General features: G+C 59.7%; 11 protein-coding genes. 8 read left to right on the top strand and 3 right to left on the bottom strand.

The genetic code is table 11. The annotated features are described in order from the left end of the window. The first annotated feature begins 76 nt into the window (after positions 1 to 76). Positions 77 to 3661 (top strand): ATP-binding protein, encoded by a 3585-nt coding sequence (locus tag QRN20_RS04890; RefSeq protein WP_285360024.1) that lies wholly within the window; start codon positions 77 to 79, stop codon positions 3659 to 3661. Positions 3662 to 3782: 121 nt separating this feature from the next. Further along, complete coding sequence (locus QRN20_RS04885) at positions 3783 to 5045, top strand: EAL domain-containing response regulator (RefSeq protein WP_502942064.1); 1263 nt, start codon at positions 3783 to 3785, stop codon at positions 5043 to 5045. Here the strand turns inward: QRN20_RS04885 and QRN20_RS04880 are convergent. Beyond that, positions 5014 to 5676 carry a response regulator gene (locus QRN20_RS04880; RefSeq protein WP_285360017.1) on the bottom strand — a complete coding sequence of 221 codons (663 nt, stop codon included), beginning with the start codon at positions 5674 to 5676 and terminating at the stop codon, positions 5014 to 5016. The two genes, QRN20_RS04885 and QRN20_RS04880, sit on opposite strands and share 32 nt — an antisense overlap. 334 nt (positions 5677 to 6010) lie before the next feature. Here QRN20_RS04880 and QRN20_RS04875 point away from each other — a divergent pair, with 334 nt between their 5' ends. Continuing rightward, the gene (locus QRN20_RS04875; RefSeq protein WP_058431956.1) at positions 6011 to 6307 is read left to right on the top strand and encodes a DUF3509 domain-containing protein; all 297 of its coding nucleotides are present in this window, start codon (positions 6011 to 6013) and stop codon (positions 6305 to 6307) included. Positions 6308 to 6415: 108 nt separating this feature from the next. Here the strand turns inward: QRN20_RS04875 and QRN20_RS04870 are convergent, their stop codons facing one another. Continuing rightward, complete coding sequence (locus QRN20_RS04870; protein ID WP_163003913.1) at positions 6416 to 7255, bottom strand: TIGR02285 family protein; 840 nt, start codon at positions 7253 to 7255, stop codon at positions 6416 to 6418. A gap of 257 nt (positions 7256 to 7512) precedes the next feature. On the opposite strand from QRN20_RS04870, the gene QRN20_RS04865 reads away from it, so the two are divergent. The 3 genes from QRN20_RS04865 (at position 7513) to QRN20_RS04855 (ending at position 11040) form a co-directional block, all read left to right on the top strand. Continuing rightward, positions 7513 to 8055 (top strand): YaeQ family protein, encoded by a 543-nt coding sequence (locus tag QRN20_RS04865; RefSeq protein WP_004878894.1) that lies wholly within the window; start codon positions 7513 to 7515, stop codon positions 8053 to 8055. A 51-nt stretch (positions 8056 to 8106) separates the two neighbouring features. Beyond that, positions 8107 to 9822 carry a single-stranded-DNA-specific exonuclease RecJ gene (gene recJ, locus QRN20_RS04860; protein WP_029241792.1) on the top strand — a complete coding sequence of 572 codons (1716 nt, stop codon included), beginning with the start codon at positions 8107 to 8109 and terminating at the stop codon, positions 9820 to 9822. A gap of 111 nt (positions 9823 to 9933) precedes the next feature. Next, on the top strand, positions 9934 to 11040 hold the full coding sequence (locus tag QRN20_RS04855; RefSeq protein ID WP_004878898.1) for an NADH:flavin oxidoreductase/NADH oxidase: 1107 nt from the start codon (positions 9934 to 9936) through the stop codon (positions 11038 to 11040). Positions 11041 to 11179: 139 nt separating this feature from the next. On the opposite strand, the gene QRN20_RS04850 is transcribed toward QRN20_RS04855, so the two are convergent. Further along, positions 11180 to 13276 carry a hybrid sensor histidine kinase/response regulator gene (locus tag QRN20_RS04850; RefSeq protein WP_285360016.1) on the bottom strand — a complete coding sequence of 699 codons (2097 nt, stop codon included), beginning with the start codon at positions 13274 to 13276 and terminating at the stop codon, positions 11180 to 11182. 294 nt (positions 13277 to 13570) lie between these two features. On the opposite strand from QRN20_RS04850, the gene QRN20_RS04845 reads away from it, so the two are divergent. Both QRN20_RS04845 and QRN20_RS04840 read left to right on the top strand, forming a co-directional pair. Beyond that, the gene (locus tag QRN20_RS04845; protein ID WP_029241795.1) at positions 13571 to 14323 is read left to right on the top strand and encodes a tellurite resistance TerB family protein; all 753 of its coding nucleotides are present in this window, start codon (positions 13571 to 13573) and stop codon (positions 14321 to 14323) included. A gap of 522 nt (positions 14324 to 14845) precedes the next feature. Further along, positions 14846 to 16468: a methyl-accepting chemotaxis protein gene (locus QRN20_RS04840; protein ID WP_122466360.1), complete on the top strand. Its 1623-nt coding sequence runs from the start codon at positions 14846 to 14848 to the stop codon at positions 16466 to 16468. Positions 16469 to 16471 lie beyond the last annotated feature (3 nt).

Below are 16471 nucleotides of genomic sequence, written 5' to 3'. Positions count from 1 at the left end.
CGTTGTGAAGCAAGCAAGTATGCAAGGTGTTGTCAGGGGGACAGGCAAGGTAACGGTTGATCGCATCTGGCACGCGATGGCTTTTCTGCTGATTCTTGTTTTTGCTCGGGCGGCGGTCGCTGCACAGAGTCTGCCGTTTACCCTGACAGCCCCCTTTCTGGCTTCTCCCGACCTGCCGCTGGAAGTCTCTGACCGGCAGTGGCTGGATCAGCGCAAGGTGCTTCGCGTCGGTATCGCCATTGCCGACTACGAACCCATCGATATCACCAGTGACCGCAATCGCTATCAGGGCATCAGTGCCGACTACCTGGGGCTGGTCGGCGATCAGCTCAACATATCCATGCAAGTCACCGGATTCGCCCAGCGCGAGGAAGCCATCGACGCACTGCGCAATGGCAGCATCGACATACTGACCAGCGCCAATGGGTTCGAACGGGGTGTGAAGGGGCTGGCGTTTTCCACCGAATACATGCCGGATCGCTCAATCGTGGTCGGGCGGGGCAACGACCTTAGTCCTTCGCTCAGTCTTGCGGGCAAGAAAGTGGTTTTGCTCGACGGCTATGCAGATTCGGATGTCGTGCACCGCGCCTATCCACAGAGCGAGATCATCATCGCTCCCAACCTCTACAGTGCGCTCGAGGCCTTGAGCCAGGGCGAGGCAGACGTCTTCATCGGTAATGAGGTCATCGTTCGCTCGTACATCGCGCTACGGCCCTATCTGGGCTTGCAAATCAAGTTTGAAAGCGTGCTGCCACCGGTGGGGTTCGCATTCGCGGTGCGTGCACAGGAACAACGATTGTTGGGCCTGATCGACCGTGCGCTGGCCAGCATCGATCCCGCTGTCTGTCGCGAAGTCACCGGACGCTGGACGGTGGGGCTGGGCGCAGATCTGGCAGGGCAACGCATCAGTCTGACGGGTGCAGAGCGGCGCTGGATCGTCAAGCATCCCAGCGTCACGGTATCCACCACCCAACACCCGCCCTATATCTACAAGGACCGGAATGGACAGTGGGTGGGGCTCAATATCGATGTACTGGCGCGCATATCACGCATGACCGGTCTGCAGTTCATTCACCGCGAAGTGCCTTCCACGCAGCAGAGCATAGACGCCTTGCGCACCGGCATGGCCGACATGAACACCACGCTTGCGGAAAACCCGGAGCGTCGGCGGTTTCTGGATTTCACCTATTCCTTCGGCGGCAACAGCTGGGTTTTCGTCGTGCGCTCCGACAGTTCTTCCAATGTCTCGCTGGCAAGCCTGGAAGGGCGGGTACTTGCCTTGCCCGCCCGGCATGCCCTTGAAGACCAGATACGGCGCGAGTATCCACAGATTCAGCTAAAGCTTGCCAACACCTATGATCAGGCGCGGTCGATGGTGGAAAGCGGTGTTGCCGATGCAACCATTCAGAACGAGGCAGGCGCCTATCTGTTTCCGTCCGGCGAGCTGAAGGTCGCCCGCAGCGTTGACGGAAAATGGTCGCCGGACCGGTTTTCAGTGGTCAAGTCGCAACCCGAGTTGCTGGGCATTCTCAACAAGGCGCTGGAAGAGTTCCCAGTCGCCGAACTGCGCTCCATCAGAGTGAAGTGGCTGGGCTCGACCTTACCCCAGCCTTCGCTCTGGAACCGCATACCGCAATGGGTCATATGGGCGGTGATCCTGGCGCTGTTGACCGGTCTGGTATCGCTGCTTTGGAGCAGCAGGCTGAAGGCGCAGATTCGTCAGCGTCTGCGGGTGGAAAGGCAATTGAGTGACCAGTTGGCCTTTAAGCGCGCATTGCTCGATGGCATTCCCAACCCGATCTATGTGCGCGACCTCAAGGGTCGGCTGATTTCCTGTAACCGGAGTTACGAAGAAAGCTTCGGCGTCAGTTTCGAGCAACTGAATGGCCGACGACTGACCGATGTCGATCTGATACCTCGCTCGGTGGCCGAGCAGATGCACGCCGATTACGTGAAACTGCTGGAGGATCATCAGCCGATTTTTGCCGATCGCACCATGGAGCTTTACGGCAAGCGTGTGGATGCCTGGCAATGGACGGTGCCTTTCTTCGGCGCGGACGGCCAGTTACAGGGGTTGCTGGGTGGCTGGATCGATATAACCGAGCGCAAGCGGCTGGAGCAGCAGCTGGAAGAAGCGCTGCGCCAGGCGGATCAGGCGAACGCGGCCAAAAGCGCATTTCTGGCTACCATGAGTCATGAAATTCGCACCCCGATGGGCGCAATCATAGGTCTGCTGGAGCTTGAGTGCGCGCAGGCGCTGCGTCTCGGGCATCAGCCTTCCCAGGCCATTCGGGTGGCGCATCGCTCGGCTCAGGAGCTTGTGGCGCTGGTGGGCGACAGTCTGGATCTGGCCCGCATCGAAGCCGGGGGCATGAAGTTGTCCCTTGAAGTCACCTCCTTGCAGACTTTCTTCGAGGGCGTTGTTCATCTGTTCGCCGCTCAGGCCGAGGCGAAAGGGCTGGCGCTTCGTCTTGAACTCGACGAGCGAGTGAAAGGCGATTACTGGCTGGACCCGTTGAGGCTGCGTCAGGTCCTGCACAATCTGGTGGGTAATGCGTTGAAGTTCACCGGCCAGGGCGCCGTGGTGATTACTGTACAGACACTTGAGGCACAGCCCGCTGACGGCGCCACGGAGTCGCGTATCCGTATCGGTGTGGAGGACAGCGGCCCTGGTATCGAGCCGGAGCGTCAGCAACAGGTATTTCAGCCTTTCATTCAGGCCAGCGACGACACGGCCGCCCGTTTCGGCGGTACCGGGCTCGGGCTGAGTATCTCCCGCCAACTGGTGGAACTGATGGGCGGTGATATCAGCCTGCACAGTGAACCGGGTAACGGGACGCGGATTGCCATCGACGTCTCGTTCGCCAGAGTTCAGCACGCCGTCGCACCGGATGGAGAATCCGTCGCGACGCCTGCAGACCAGCGCAGTCTGCATTTGCTGGTGGTCGATGATCTGTCCGCCAATCGTATGGTGCTGACCCGTCAGCTCGAGTTTCTCGGCCATCAGGTGGTGCCTGTCGACGGCGGCGAAACTGCGCTGAACGTTTGGCGTGAAGGCGAATTCGATGCCGTTATCACCGATTGCAACATGCCAGGCATCAGTGGCTATGCCCTGACAGAAGCCATCAGGCGTATCGAGGCGCAGGAGAGGCGCCAGCGATGCCCCGTCATCGGTTGCACGGCCAATGCACTGAGCGATGAAAACCTGCGCTGTGAAGCGTCGGGCATGGACGGCCTGCTGATAAAGCCCCTGTCGCTGGAGCGTCTGGCCCATGAACTGGCAGAGCTGGTCCGAGAGCCGACCTTCGATCTTCAGACCTTGCAGCGCATGACCCAGGCCAATCAACAACAGATGCAGCGTCTGCTGGCCGAACTCTGGAAAAACCTTCTGCATGAACACTCGGCGCTGGAAGCCGCCGTGCATTCGCGGGACTGGCCGACACTTGGAGCATCGCTGCACCGCCTCAAGGGCGCCGCCAGCCTGATCGATGCCATGCCGTTGGCCAGGGCATGCATGGCGCTGGATGACGCCACCCGGCGCGAGGCCGACACCGATACGCTTGAACGCTGGCCGGCACTGGAGATGGCCATCGGCAGTCTGCGCATGGACATCGAAGTGCATCTGGTGGAGCTGCCCGAAATATCGCCTCAGCCTGGATGAACACACTGCGCACCGGGACCGGGTGTAGCGTTTTAAGACTTGTCCTATGGGGATCGCTTTCTCGAGCCTCTAGAGTACGGCCTCTCTGGGCCTGATGGCTTTTTCCCCGATAGGCATGATTGTGTGTTCACTCAAGGTTCTGGTTCTCGAAGACCACCCCTTTCAATTGATGGCGTTGCACCAGATGCTCAACGCCAATCAGATTTTCGATGTGCGAACCGCTGAAAGTGTCGAAGCGGCCCGTGAATCCCTGAACAGCCGTGGCCCTGTCGATATCGCCATCTGTGACTTGCAGATGGAAGGTCCGGATGGCCTGGAGCTGATTCGTTATCTGGCTGCCGAAAACATGGCCAATGCCCTGATCATCCTGAGCAGTACGGCCACCTCGATACTTGAAGGCGTAGCCCGTCTTGCCGTTGCTCAGGGCCTGGAAGTGCTGGGTTGCCTGTCCAAACCTGCATCCGCCGCAGCCTTGAGCGAGTTGTTCAAGGCTTATCAGCCACCTGCGCTCAAGGTCGAAGAATCAGCTCCCAAGCGGCAAGCGCCCTGCGCGCTGAATGCTCTGCAGTTGTTCGGCGACGCCATGGAGCCTGCAGCGTGCGCCACGCAATGGGTCGCTCACTTTCAGCCAAAGGTCAGTCTCGACGGTGATGTTCTGGGTGCCGAGGCGCTGGTGCGCTGGCAGCACCCGGTGTACGGCCTGCTGACACCGGGCCAGTTCATGGAGGTCATCGAGGCCGAAGGACTGATCGAGCCGTTGACCTGGCGCGTGCTGGATCAGGCGCTGGCGTTTTCGGCGCAGATGAACCGTGAGCGGGGGCGGGCGCTACCGGTATCGGTGAATATTGCACCGCAGATACTCCAGCAGATGGATTTCGCTGAACAGATCATGCAGGCGCTTGCGCGTCATGAGTTGCCAGCCAGTGTGCTGACGCTGGAAATCCTTGAGCAGGACGCGCAGCAGCCACAGAACTGGCAATTGGAAGAGCTGTTAAGGCTTTGCATGCAGGGCTGTAAATTGTCGATCGACGACTTCGGTATGGGGGCCTCGAACATTGATCGCCTGCTGCAGTTACCTTTCAGCGAGTTGAAGATTCCCACCGATTTCGTTCGAGGCATAGGGGATGATGTTCGCAAGGCTGCCGTCGTTGCCGGTGCGATGGTCATGGCTCAGCGCTTGTCCATGAACGTGGTGGTGGAGGGCGTCGAAACCCTGGATGATTTTCACAGCGTGTTGGCGCTCGGCACACCGGCCATTCAGGGCTATTTCATTGCCCGGCCGATGGCCCCGGTGGATCTGGCACGATGGCTGTTCGAACGCAGCGCGGTTTCCCACGTACATGCCGCGGCACTTACGACAGACCATGTTCCTGCAGATACATGAACAACGCTGCGTCATTCGCCACACCCAGCTTGCGCATGGCGCTTACTTTCTGAGCGCTGACGGTCTGCTTGCTGCGGTTGAGCTGAGTCGCGATCCGGCCCACCGCATGGCCGGCCGACAGCAGGCGCAGTACTTCCAGTTCTCTGGGCGACAACTGGTCGAGCGCCAGCGGTGAATCAGGCCCCAACTGCTGAGCGTCCTGCAGCACCCTGCGCACCGAATCGGCCAGAAAGACCCGTCCGCGGCGGACGCTTTCGATGGCGACGGGCAGCTCTCCGGCGACGCTGGCTTTGCTCAACAGGCCCTGAACGTTGAGATCCAGCATTGCCTGAAACAGTCCGGCGTTGCTCAGGGTTGTCACCACCACCACAGGCAGCGCCGGAAAGTCCCGCCGAATGCGTTGCAGGAGCCGCAGACCGTCGTTCTGCTGCTCGACCGGCATCATGAAATCCGTGACCAGCACATCACAGTCATGTTCGTTGAGCGCCGCCAGCAGTTCGTCGGGATTGCTCGCCTGCGCAACCACCGCTGCGGCGTTGTTTTGCTCAAGCACGACGCGTAGTCCGATCAGAAAAATGGGGTGGTCATCAGCCAGGATGATACGCAAAGGGTGACCGGTGGATGCGCTCAAGGCACGGCTCCGTCAGAGGGGGGCTAATGGTATTTCATCTGAGTCGGTTGTTTATCAAAGGTGCGCCAGAGAGAGCTGGTTTGTAGGCGATGGCGCTTATCTTTGCTGAAAATTCCTACAGAGCGAATAACAATTTGTATTGTAAGCAGGCGACAGCCACCCGGTAGACGTCGAGGGAGGCCTGTCGAACCCCGGTTTTTTCCCTGTCACATTCAGCAGGCATGCTCGAATTCAGAGAACGTCGCCGGCAGTGCAACGCAGAAAAGAACTTTCTGCCGTCGCCGACGGTCATTGGTTAGCACCTTTGCATTCAAACAGTTGAGTGGTGGTTCATATGGAAAATATCAGCTTACTGCTAAGCGAAGCGCTGGCTCCCTACAAGGCCAGCATCGGCCCGGCCGGCGCACGTGGCGAACGTCTTGTGACGTTGAGAGATGCATCCGGTGCCCGTGTGATCGAGCGTATGTTCACTGCCGATCAATTGGGTGACAAACGTCAACTGACGGATGTGGTCGACGGGCTTCATCGGGATTTGATGGTTGCCGAAGGCAGGATCGAGCCCTGTGTCATTGCTGCCATGCGCAACGCAGCGATGAGCCGTGCCTTTGTTGGTGCTCCGACATTCGCCTGATGGCAATGAAGACCAAGGGACGCCCGCCGCTCCCTTGATCAGCGTCTGACGAAGCATCCGATTACCCCGTGCAGTGTGACTCTGCCCGGGGTTTGTCTTTTCTGCGGATCAGTGTTTGTCGAAGATGGCCTTCACGTCGCGCAGATAATCGCCACGCTGTTCCGGGGCCAGCCATTGTGCATAAAGCCCCATCAGGCTGCTTTCGCGCAGGGTGCGCATTTCCCGATTGATCAGTTGCATTGCCTGCCTGCCCTCGGGTGTATTGCTGCAACCGATGTAGGCCAACTGGTACACGGGATTTTCAACGATGGGCAGGAAGATCAACGCTTGTGGACTGATCCCCTGTTGCAGCGCCTGATAGCGCGCTTCGAACCAGAAACCGAGCAGACCCTGCAAGCGTCCGGCCTGCACCATTTGCAACAGGCTCCCGACCGCGTCGCTGCCATAGTGCAGGCTCAGTGTCTGTTCATGGCTGTCCTGGAGCGTCTTGTCGATGACGCCTCCGTAACTGCGTTCGGCAACTGCGCCGAGCTTGACGGTATTACTGGCCATCAGAGCGTCGAGGTCGACTTTGCCTTGCGAGACAAAGGGCTCGATCTTCGCCATGTCGTCCTTGAACACGACAAGTCCGCTGCTGTACAGAACGAATACCGGAATGGAGAACACAATGGTTCTGGCGCGCTCGGGCGTCCATAGCATGGTCGGGTCGCAGCTCAGGCTCGTGCCGTCGTTGAGCGTTTGTATGGCTCTGGCCCTATTGACGTGCATCACCACGTGATCGTATTCGGGCATCCCGGCGGTCAGCAGGGGCATGAGTTGATCGATGGCGCCCTGGCCCTGCATGGTCCCCGAAAAGATCGTCGAGGGCGGCAGGTCGCGCAACAGCCAGGTCAATGTTTCCCGCGCCTGGCTCGTCGCGGGCACGGCTAGCCACAACAGCGCCAACATCAGGCGAATCATTACGCAGTACGAGGCACGAAGAATCATTCGTCTGTCTCATCCTCGAAAATGTCATAGGCCAAGTGTGTCAAGTAACAGGCTTTTGAGTCGCGCCGCGCCGCTGGCGTCACATATCACGGTGGTTCTGCGTTTATGAGGCTATCTGATTTTCGCTGTCCGGCAAGCCGATCCACGCACCGATTCGTTTGCGGAGCCCTGCATCGGTTAGACTTGTCGTCTTTCCTCCAGACTCTAGAAGCCCGTTCATGGCCCAGCCGTCCACGACCTACAAATTCGAACTGAACCTGACCGACCTCGACCGGGGTGTTTACGAAAGCGTCAAGCAGACCATCGCACGTCACCCCTCGGAAACCGAAGAGCGCATGACCGTGCGCCTGCTGGCCTATGCCTTCTGGTACAACGAGCAGCTTGCCTTCGGTCGCGGTCTGTCTGATGTAGACGAACCGGCGCTGTGGGAAAAAAGCCTGGATGACCGTGTTCTGCACTGGATCGAAGTCGGCCAGCCCGATGCCGACCGCCTGACCTGGTGTTCGCGTCGTACCGAGCGCACCAGTCTGCTGGCTTACGGCAGTCTGCGGGTCTGGGAAGGCAAGGTCATTCCGGCGATCAAAAACCTGAAGAACGTGAATATCGCTGCCGTTCCGCAGGAAGTCCTCGAAGTGCTGGCCAAAGACATGCCACGTGTCATCAAGTGGGATGTGATGATCAGTGAAGGCACTGTGTTCGTTACTGATGACCGTGGCCAGCACGAAGTCCAGCTGCAGTGGCTCGCTGGCGAGCGCGGCTGATACCGCACTGTTTACCCTGTACCGACACATCAAGAGAATCAGCTGACCCGCATGCGCATCGAACCTCGTCTGTTGCCCGACACCCTGCCTTTCCTTGGCGATCTGCCTCCGTTACTCACCCGCCTGTACGCGGCAAGGGGGGTGGCGAGTGAGGCCGAACTGGACAAGAGCCTGGCGCGACTGATTCCGTATCAACAGCTCAAGGGCATCGATGCCGCCGTCGACTTGCTCGTGACCGCGCTGGATGAACGTCAGCGCATGCTGATCGTCGGCGACTTCGATGCCGACGGTGCAACGGCCAGTACCGTCGGTGTGCTGGGGCTGCGCCTGCTGGGTGCCGAGCATGTCGACTATCTGGTACCGAACCGTTTCGAGTACGGCTACGGCCTGACGCCGGAAATCGTCGAGGTCGCGCTGCAGCGCAAGCCGCAACTGCTGATCACCGTCGATAATGGCATTTCCAGCGTCGAGGGCGTGGCAGCGGCCAAGGCAGCCGGTTTGCAGGTGCTGGTCACCGATCACCACTTGCCGGGTCACGAGCTTCCGGCAGCCGATGCCATCGTCAATCCCAATCAACCCGGCTGTACGTTCCCCAGCAAATCGCTGGCGGGCGTCGGCGTGATCTTTTACGTGTTGATGGCGTTGCGCGCGCGCCTGCGTGACAGCGGCTGGTTCGAACGCAATCAGCGCGCCCAGCCCAATCTGGGCGAACTGCTGGATCTGGTGGCGCTGGGCAGCGTGGCGGACGTTGTGCCGCTGGACGCCAACAACCGCATTCTGGTCCATCAGGGTCTGATGCGCATACGCGCCGGTCGCGCACGACCTGGCTTGCGCGCGATTCTGGAAGTGGCGCGTCGCGAGCCGTCGCGCATCACTTCCACCGACCTGGGTTTTATCCTCGGGCCGCGTTTGAACGCGGCGGGACGTCTGGATGACATGAGTCTGGGCATCGAGTGCCTGCTCTGTGACGACCCGACGCTGGCGCGTGAAATGGCCGTGCAACTGGATGAACTGAATCAGGACCGCAAATCCATCGAGCAGGGCATGCAGCGTGAAGCACTGGCCCAGCTCAAGGACCTGCCGGTCGAATCCATGCCGTTCGGCTTGTGCCTGTTCGAGTCTGACTGGCACCAGGGCGTGATCGGCATTCTGGCCTCGCGCATGAAAGAGCGTTATCACCGTCCGACCATTGCGTTTGCCAGCGCTGGGGAGGGCGTGCTCAAGGGCTCGGCCCGCTCGGTGCCGGGGTTTCATATTCGTGACGCGCTGGACGCAGTGGCAGCGGCTCATCCGCACCTGATCAGCAAGTTCGGCGGGCACGCCATGGCAGCGGGGCTGTCCTTGCCCGAAGAGCACTTTCCGGCGTTCGCCGAGGCGTTCGATCAGGAGGTACGGCGTCAGCTTGATGAACAGGACCTGACCGGACGCTTGCTGTCGGACGGCTCGCTGGCAGTCGAAGAGTTTCATCTGGAACTGGCCCGCGCGCTGCGTAATGCAGGGCCCTGGGGACAGCATTTCCCTGAGCCGCTGTTTCATGGCGTATTCCAGCTGGTGGAGCAACGCGTGGTCGGTGAGCGGCATTTGAAGATGGTGCTCAAGACCGAGTGCGGCAGCGTCAAGCTGGACGGTATTGCGTTCAGTGTGGATCGCGACATCTGGCCCAACCCGAACATCCGCTGGGTCGAGCTGGCTTACAAGCTTGATCTGAACGAGTTCCGTGGCAACGAAACCGTGCAACTGATGGTGGTGCACATCGCGCCACGCTGAGAATAAGCAGGAACCCCTCAGGCTCATGGGTTGTCGACTAGGCTCTGTATTCTGAAAGCTGCTCGCTGAACACGAGCCGGGACACCCGAATTTTCACTATGAGAGGTTGCCATGAGCCTGCTGCTTGAGCCCTATACCCTGCGCCAATTGACGCTGCGTAATCGTATTGCTGTGTCGCCCATGTGCCAGTATTCAAGTGTCGATGGTCTGGCCAATGACTGGCATCTGGTGCACCTGGGCAGCCGTGCCGTCGGTGGCGCGGGGCTCGTTATCACTGAAGCCATGGCGGTGACGCCGGATGGTCGCATTACCCCGGAAGACCTTGGCCTGTGGAACGACGAGCAGATTGAGCCGTTGCAGCGCATCACGCGTTTCATCACTGCGCAGGGCGCCGTTGCAGGTGTCCAGTTGGCACATGCCGGACGCAAGGCGAGCACTTGGCGTCCGTGGTTGGGTAAACACGGCAGCATTCCCGAGAGTGAAGGCGGCTGGACCCCAGTTGGCCCGTCGGCGATTGCCTTCGACCCGCAACATACCGCTCCGGTGAAATTGAGCGACATCCAGATTCAGGAAGTGATCAAGGCATTCGTGGACGCGGCCCGCCGTTCGTTGACGGCAGGTTTCAAAGTCGTCGAAATCCACGCGGCGCATGGTTACCTGTTGCATCAGTTCCTGTCGCCGCTGAGCAATCAGCGCACGGATGAATACGGTGGCTCTTTCGAAAACCGTATTCGTCTGACCCTGCAAGTGACCGAGGCGGTCCGCGCGATCTGGCCGGAAGAACTGCCGCTGTTCGTGCGCGTATCGGCGACCGACTGGGTAGAGGATGGCTGGAATCCTGACGAGACCGTGGAACTGGCACGCCGCCTCAAGGCGCTGGGTGCAGACCTTATCGACGTGTCCTCGGGCGGCACCGCAGCCAAGGCGGAAATCCCGGTCGGTCCTGGCTACCAGACCCGCTTCGCTGAACGCGTGCGCAAGGAATCCGGCATCGCGACCGGCACAGTCGGCATGATCACCGATCCTGCACAGGCAGAGCACATCCTGCGTACCGGTCAGGCCGACATCATCCTGCTCGCCAGGGAGCTGCTGCGTGATCCGTACTGGCCGCTGCATGCCGATGACGATCTCGGCGGACGACTGGCCACCTGGCCCGCGCAATACCAGCGCGCGACACATCGCGACCAGCCGATTCACGAGTCTGATCTGCGGGACTGACAGCTCGGCAGATGGCTTTATCGTGAGGCTAGGGAGAGGTGGCAAGCCGCCTCCCACGGCCCGGAGTTTGCTGCGCAACAGCGCTACGTCGAAGACGTGGTGGCGCCTCCCGCGGGCCTGAGTCTTCTAAGCGACAGCGCTACAACCGCTCATTCGCGCTGTCCAGCAATTCGGTCACCCGTCCGGTCAGTGCTGCGATGGAGAAAGGCTTGGGCAGCACGTACATGCCGGGCTCCAGCGTGTCGTGTGCGAGCGCGGCGTTTTCCGCGTAACCGGTCACGAAGAGGATTTTCAGATCGGGGCGCACCGCTCTGGCCGCGTCTGCAACCTGACGGCCGTTCATGCCGCCGGGCAGGCCGACATCGGTCACGAGCAGATCAATTGCCGCCTTCGATTGCAGGATTTCCAGCGCAGCAGAGCCTCGGTCGGCCTGCAGCACCAGATACCCCAGATCCTCAAGCACTTCGGTGATCAAAAGACGTACCGTTGGCTCGTCATCGACAACCATCACGGTTTCGCCGCCAGCGTTCTGCGAAGGCACCGGTATAGCGCAGTCATGCAGGACGGGTTCGGCCTGACCTTCGAACATCGGCAGGAGAATACTGAGCTTCGCGCCTTCCCCTGTCTCCGAAAAAATGCTGACACCTCCGCCGGATTGCCGGGCAAAGCCGTAAATCATCGACAGTCCCAGGCCTGTACCCATACCGATGGGTTTGGTGGTGAAAAACGGATCGAATGCCCGTCCCATCACTTCCTTGGTCATTCCTGTGCCCGTGTCGCTGACCGTCAGTTCCACATAGCGACCCGCCGTCAGCTCATGTTTCGCTGCCGTCGGGCTGTCCAGATAGCGATTGCCGGTCTCGATCAGCAACTGGCCACCGTCCGGCATGGCGTCCTTGGCATTGATGCACAGGTTCAGCAGTGAGTTTTCCAGTTGGTGCGGGTCCACCATGGTCGACCACAACCCCTGTGTGGGGCGCACTTGCATGTCGATGGCAGGCCCCACGGTACGTCTGATGAGTTCATCCATACCTGCGATCAACTGGTCGACATCGGTTGCCTTGGGGGCGAGCGTCTGTCGTCGCGAAAAGGCCAGCAATCGATGCGTCAGCGAGGCCGCACGCCTTGAGCCTTCCAGTGCCGAGCCAATGTAACGGTCCAGTTCTGCGAAACGCCCTTGCTTCACCCTCGATTGAAGCAACTCCATGTTGCCGGTGACGCCCATCAGCAGGTTGTTGAAGTCATGCGCGAGGCCACCGGTGAGCTGTCCGACCGCTTCCATCTTCTGTGACTGACGCAGTGCTTCTTCAGTAATGCGCAGTGCTTCGATGCGCTGCTTCTCATTGGTCAGGTGCTTGCCCAGCGCGAAGATGACGCCGTTGCCCGGCGCGGCCGTCCAGCCGAACCAGTGATACGTGCCGTCGACATGTTTGTAACGGTTTTCGAACAAGGGCAGGACATGGCTGATGGTGTGCGTCAGAGCCTTTTGTGTGCTTGCGACATCGTCCGGGTGAAGCAAGTCCAGGATCGAGGTGCCGATCATTTCACGCTCTGTGCGGCCGAGCAGGGCGTCCCAGGCCGGGTTGACCCTCAGGAAAATACCGTTGAAGTCGAGCATCGCCAGCGGATCGGGTGAGATCTTCCAGAACGTGTCCAGCTCCAGCGTTCGCTGTTCCAGCTTGGCGGTCTGCTGCTTTTCGTGTTCGATCAACTCTTCGATCAGCTCGCGGCGTTTGCTTTCGCTGGCCTGAAGCGCTCGTTGATCCAGCACGTGCTGGGTGGTTTCGTTGGTGGCGCAAAACATGCCGACGGTGGTGCCGTGTTCATCAATCAATGGCGAGAAGGAGAACGACCACCAGGTCTGCTCGATTTCACCGAAGCGCGCCATGGTCAAAGGCATGTCCTGCCATCGGCCTGCCTGGCCGTTCAACGCTTCCTCGACCAATGGAAGCACCTGATCCCAGACATCAGCCCACAACTCATGCATCAGAGCACCGATGGCCCACTCTTTGCGAGGTCCGAGAATCGGCGCATAAGCATCGTTGTGGAAGAAAATCAGCTCGGGCCCCCACAGCAGATACATGGATTCGGGGCTGTTGAGGATCAGGTTGAGGGCATTCTTCAACGCCACAGGCCATTGGTCCACTGGACCAAGCGAGGTGTGGTTCCAGTCTTTGGTCCTGATTGTCTCGGCTGCTTCGCTGCTGCCTGCAGGGAAGCCTACTCGTGATATCACTTCAGCAAGCTCCCGATGGACGGCTGGACAGTAATGGAGGAGTGATGAGCGTCGATTGCATCGACGTCCGATCCAGGTAAGTGGCTCGCATTGTCCTCTTTTTCGACGCCCACATGAATCGACCATTTCGATTTCCAGGGGTGCGTCTTTTCTGATGCAGACTGGGCACGGTCTGAACGGAGCCCGGTCTGCGGCCAGCCGCAACATCTGGAAGCACACCTGTTTCTGGCGTTTTGTCACTTCTGTTTAACCTGCTGGTCAATGATTCATCTGACAATCCTGTGGAGGTTCCCTGTGAATACGCGTGGCTTACTCGATCAGTTGCTCAAGTCTGGTCAGAACATGTTGCAGGACAAGGTCAACGGCAAGCCCAGGTCCGGCAAGCCGTCTTCAGGGAGTGATTCATTGATGGACGGACTGGGCAGCCTTCTCGGCGGTAATAAAAGCGGCGGCCAGAGCAGCCAGGGCGGTCTCGGCGGCCTGTTGTCCGGTGCGGGAGGTGGCGCGCTGGCGGCGGGTGCGATGAGCCTGCTCAGGGGCAAAGGCTCTCGAGGCATGGGCGGCAAGGCGCTGAAATACGGCGGTCTGGCGGCGTTGGGTGTGCTGGCCTACAAGGCCTACAACAACTGGCAGGCCAGTCAGGGCGTGACCGGTCAGCGTGAGCCGCAGACCATCGACCGCCTGCCGGACTCGGAAGCCGAGTTGCACAGCCAGGCGATCCTGCGGGCGCTGGTGGCGGCTGCCAAGGCCGATGGCCATGTGGACGAGCGTGAACGCGAGCTGATCGAAGGCGAATTCAGCAAGCTGAGCACCGATCAGACCTTGCAAAGCTGGCTGCATGCCGAGTTGAACAAGCCATTGGACCCGGCCGAAGTCGCGCGGGCAGCCACCACGCCTGAAATGGCGGCAGAAATGTACATCGCCAGTGTGATGCTGGTGGATCAGGAACACTTCATGGAGCGTGCTTATCTGGATGAACTGGCTCGCGCGTTGAAGCTTGATCCAGGACTCAAGGCCGAGCTGGAAGGGCAGGTCAGGGACGCGTAATAAATCGTCGCCAACGTATGTTTTCCCGGGCCGGGTTTTAGTTAACGAACCCGCCCGGTTCAATACACGCCCCGCCTGGCCTGTTTTCGACAGATTGCACACCTTTGCGCAGCACGCCGCCCCCTCTTATCGAACAACGCGTAATCTGCTTAATGGACACGCTTTTGTGGGAGGCGGCTTGCCGGCGATGCAGTCGACGCGGCAGGTCAGGAAAATCGCGTCATCGTTCATCGCCGGCAAGCCGCCTCCCACAGTCCCGTGTTTGCTGTGCGACAGCGCTACGTCGAAGGCGCGGTGAGGTAGACATTCAATCAGAAACTTTTGTTTTCAGCCCCGTTTTGCAATTCCTCCTACCCCGTGTTCAACCCATGAATACGGGCATACATCTGCTGACCGTCATTTCATTTTCATATCACCCGCTAATGGCTGAAACGCTGGGCTATACTCACGCGGCTTGGACCGTCTGTCGGTCCGCTTCTTGAACACGGCCGGATGCCGTCGTTGAACTCCTGAGGGCTGACTGTGAAGAACTGGACGTTGCGCCAACGCATTCTGGCGAGTTTTGCCGTCATTATTGCGATCATGCTGTTGATGGTCGTTCTGTCTTACTCGCGCTTGTTGTCGATCGAGTCCAGCGAAGAACAGGTGCGTCTCGACGCTTTACCGGGTGTCTACTACAGCACTCTGGTGCGCAGCGCCTGGGGCGAGAGCTATATCCGCACGCTCGAGTTGATCGGCGAAGGCCAGGGGCGTGCCCTGACCAAGCAGGAAAAGGACCAGTTCCAGGGCTTTGATGACGCGTTGCAGACTCAGATGGATGGCTACAAGAAGTCCATCTTCGATGACAGCGACAGAGCCAGTTTCGCTGTTTTTGAAAAGCGCCGCGAAACTTATTCCCGGCTGCTCGCCGAGGTGCATGCCAAGTTCGAGCGCGGCGACTACGCGGGCGCTCGTTCGGAGTTTTACGGTGAGGCCAATCCGGTCTGGACGGATGGTCGCAAACAACTCAATGAACTGATCGTGGCCAACAAACAGTTGGCGGATCGCGCAACCGACAACATCGTCAATGCCGTGCTGAGTGCCAAGATCAGCATGGTCTTTTCACTGTTTATTGCCGTCATGGCCGCCGCTGCATGCGGGCTGCTGCTGATGCGCTCGATCATCGCACCGATGCAGCTCATCGTGCGGATTCTGGAAACCATGCGCACGGGCGACCTGAGTTCGCGCCTCAATCTGGCGCGCAAGGACGAATTCAATGTAGTCGAAACCGGCTTCAACGACATGATGGTCGAGCTGACCGCTCTGGTTGCCCAGGCTCAGCGCTCGTCGGTGCAGGTCACCACCTCGGTCACAGAAATTGCCGCCACGTCGCGTCAGCAGCAGGCGACCGCCACGGAAACCGCCGCAACCACCACCGAAATCGGTGCGACCTCGCGTGAAATCGCCGCGACGTCCCGTGATCTGGTGCGCACCATGACCGAGGTCACCTCGGCGGCCGATCAGGCTTCGATTCTGGCAGGCTCCGGCCAGCAGGGTCTGGCGCGCATGGAAGACACCATGCATCAGGTGATGGGCGCGGCCAATCTGGTCAACGCCAAGCTGGCGATCCTCAACGAGAAGGCCGGCAACATCAATCAGGTGGTGGTGACCATCGTCAAGGTTGCCGATCAGACCAACCTGCTGTCGCTCAACGCGGCCATCGAAGCCGAGAAGGCGGGCGAGTACGGCCGGGGTTTCGCCGTGGTCGCCACCGAAGTGCGTCGTCTGGCCGATCAGACCGCTGTAGCCACCTACGACATCGAGCAGATGGTGCGGGAAATCCAGTCGGCGGTGTCTGCGGGCGTCATGGGCATGGACAAGTTCTCCGAGGAAGTGCGACGCGGTATGTACGAAGTCACGCAGGTCGGAGAACAGTTGTCGCAGATCATTCATCAAGTCCAGGCACTGGCCCCACGCGTGCTGATGGTCAACGAAGGCATGCAGGCTCAGGCCACGGGGGCCGAACAGATCAATCAGGCGCTGGTGCAGTTGGCCGATGCCAGCAGCCAGACGGTTGAGTCATTGCGTCAAGCCAGTTTCGCCATCGACGAGTTGAGTCAGGTGGCGGTCGGGCTGCGCAGTGGCGTATCGCGATTCAAGGTCTGAGCA

It is taken from the genome of Pseudomonas sp. fls2-241-TYG-175 (genome assembly GCF_030209155.1).
GTDB lineage: Bacteria > Pseudomonadota > Gammaproteobacteria > Pseudomonadales > Pseudomonadaceae > Aquipseudomonas > Aquipseudomonas viridiflava.
Note: the sequence above shows the minus strand (reverse complement) of the source record. Positions and strands in the feature narration are given on the sequence as shown.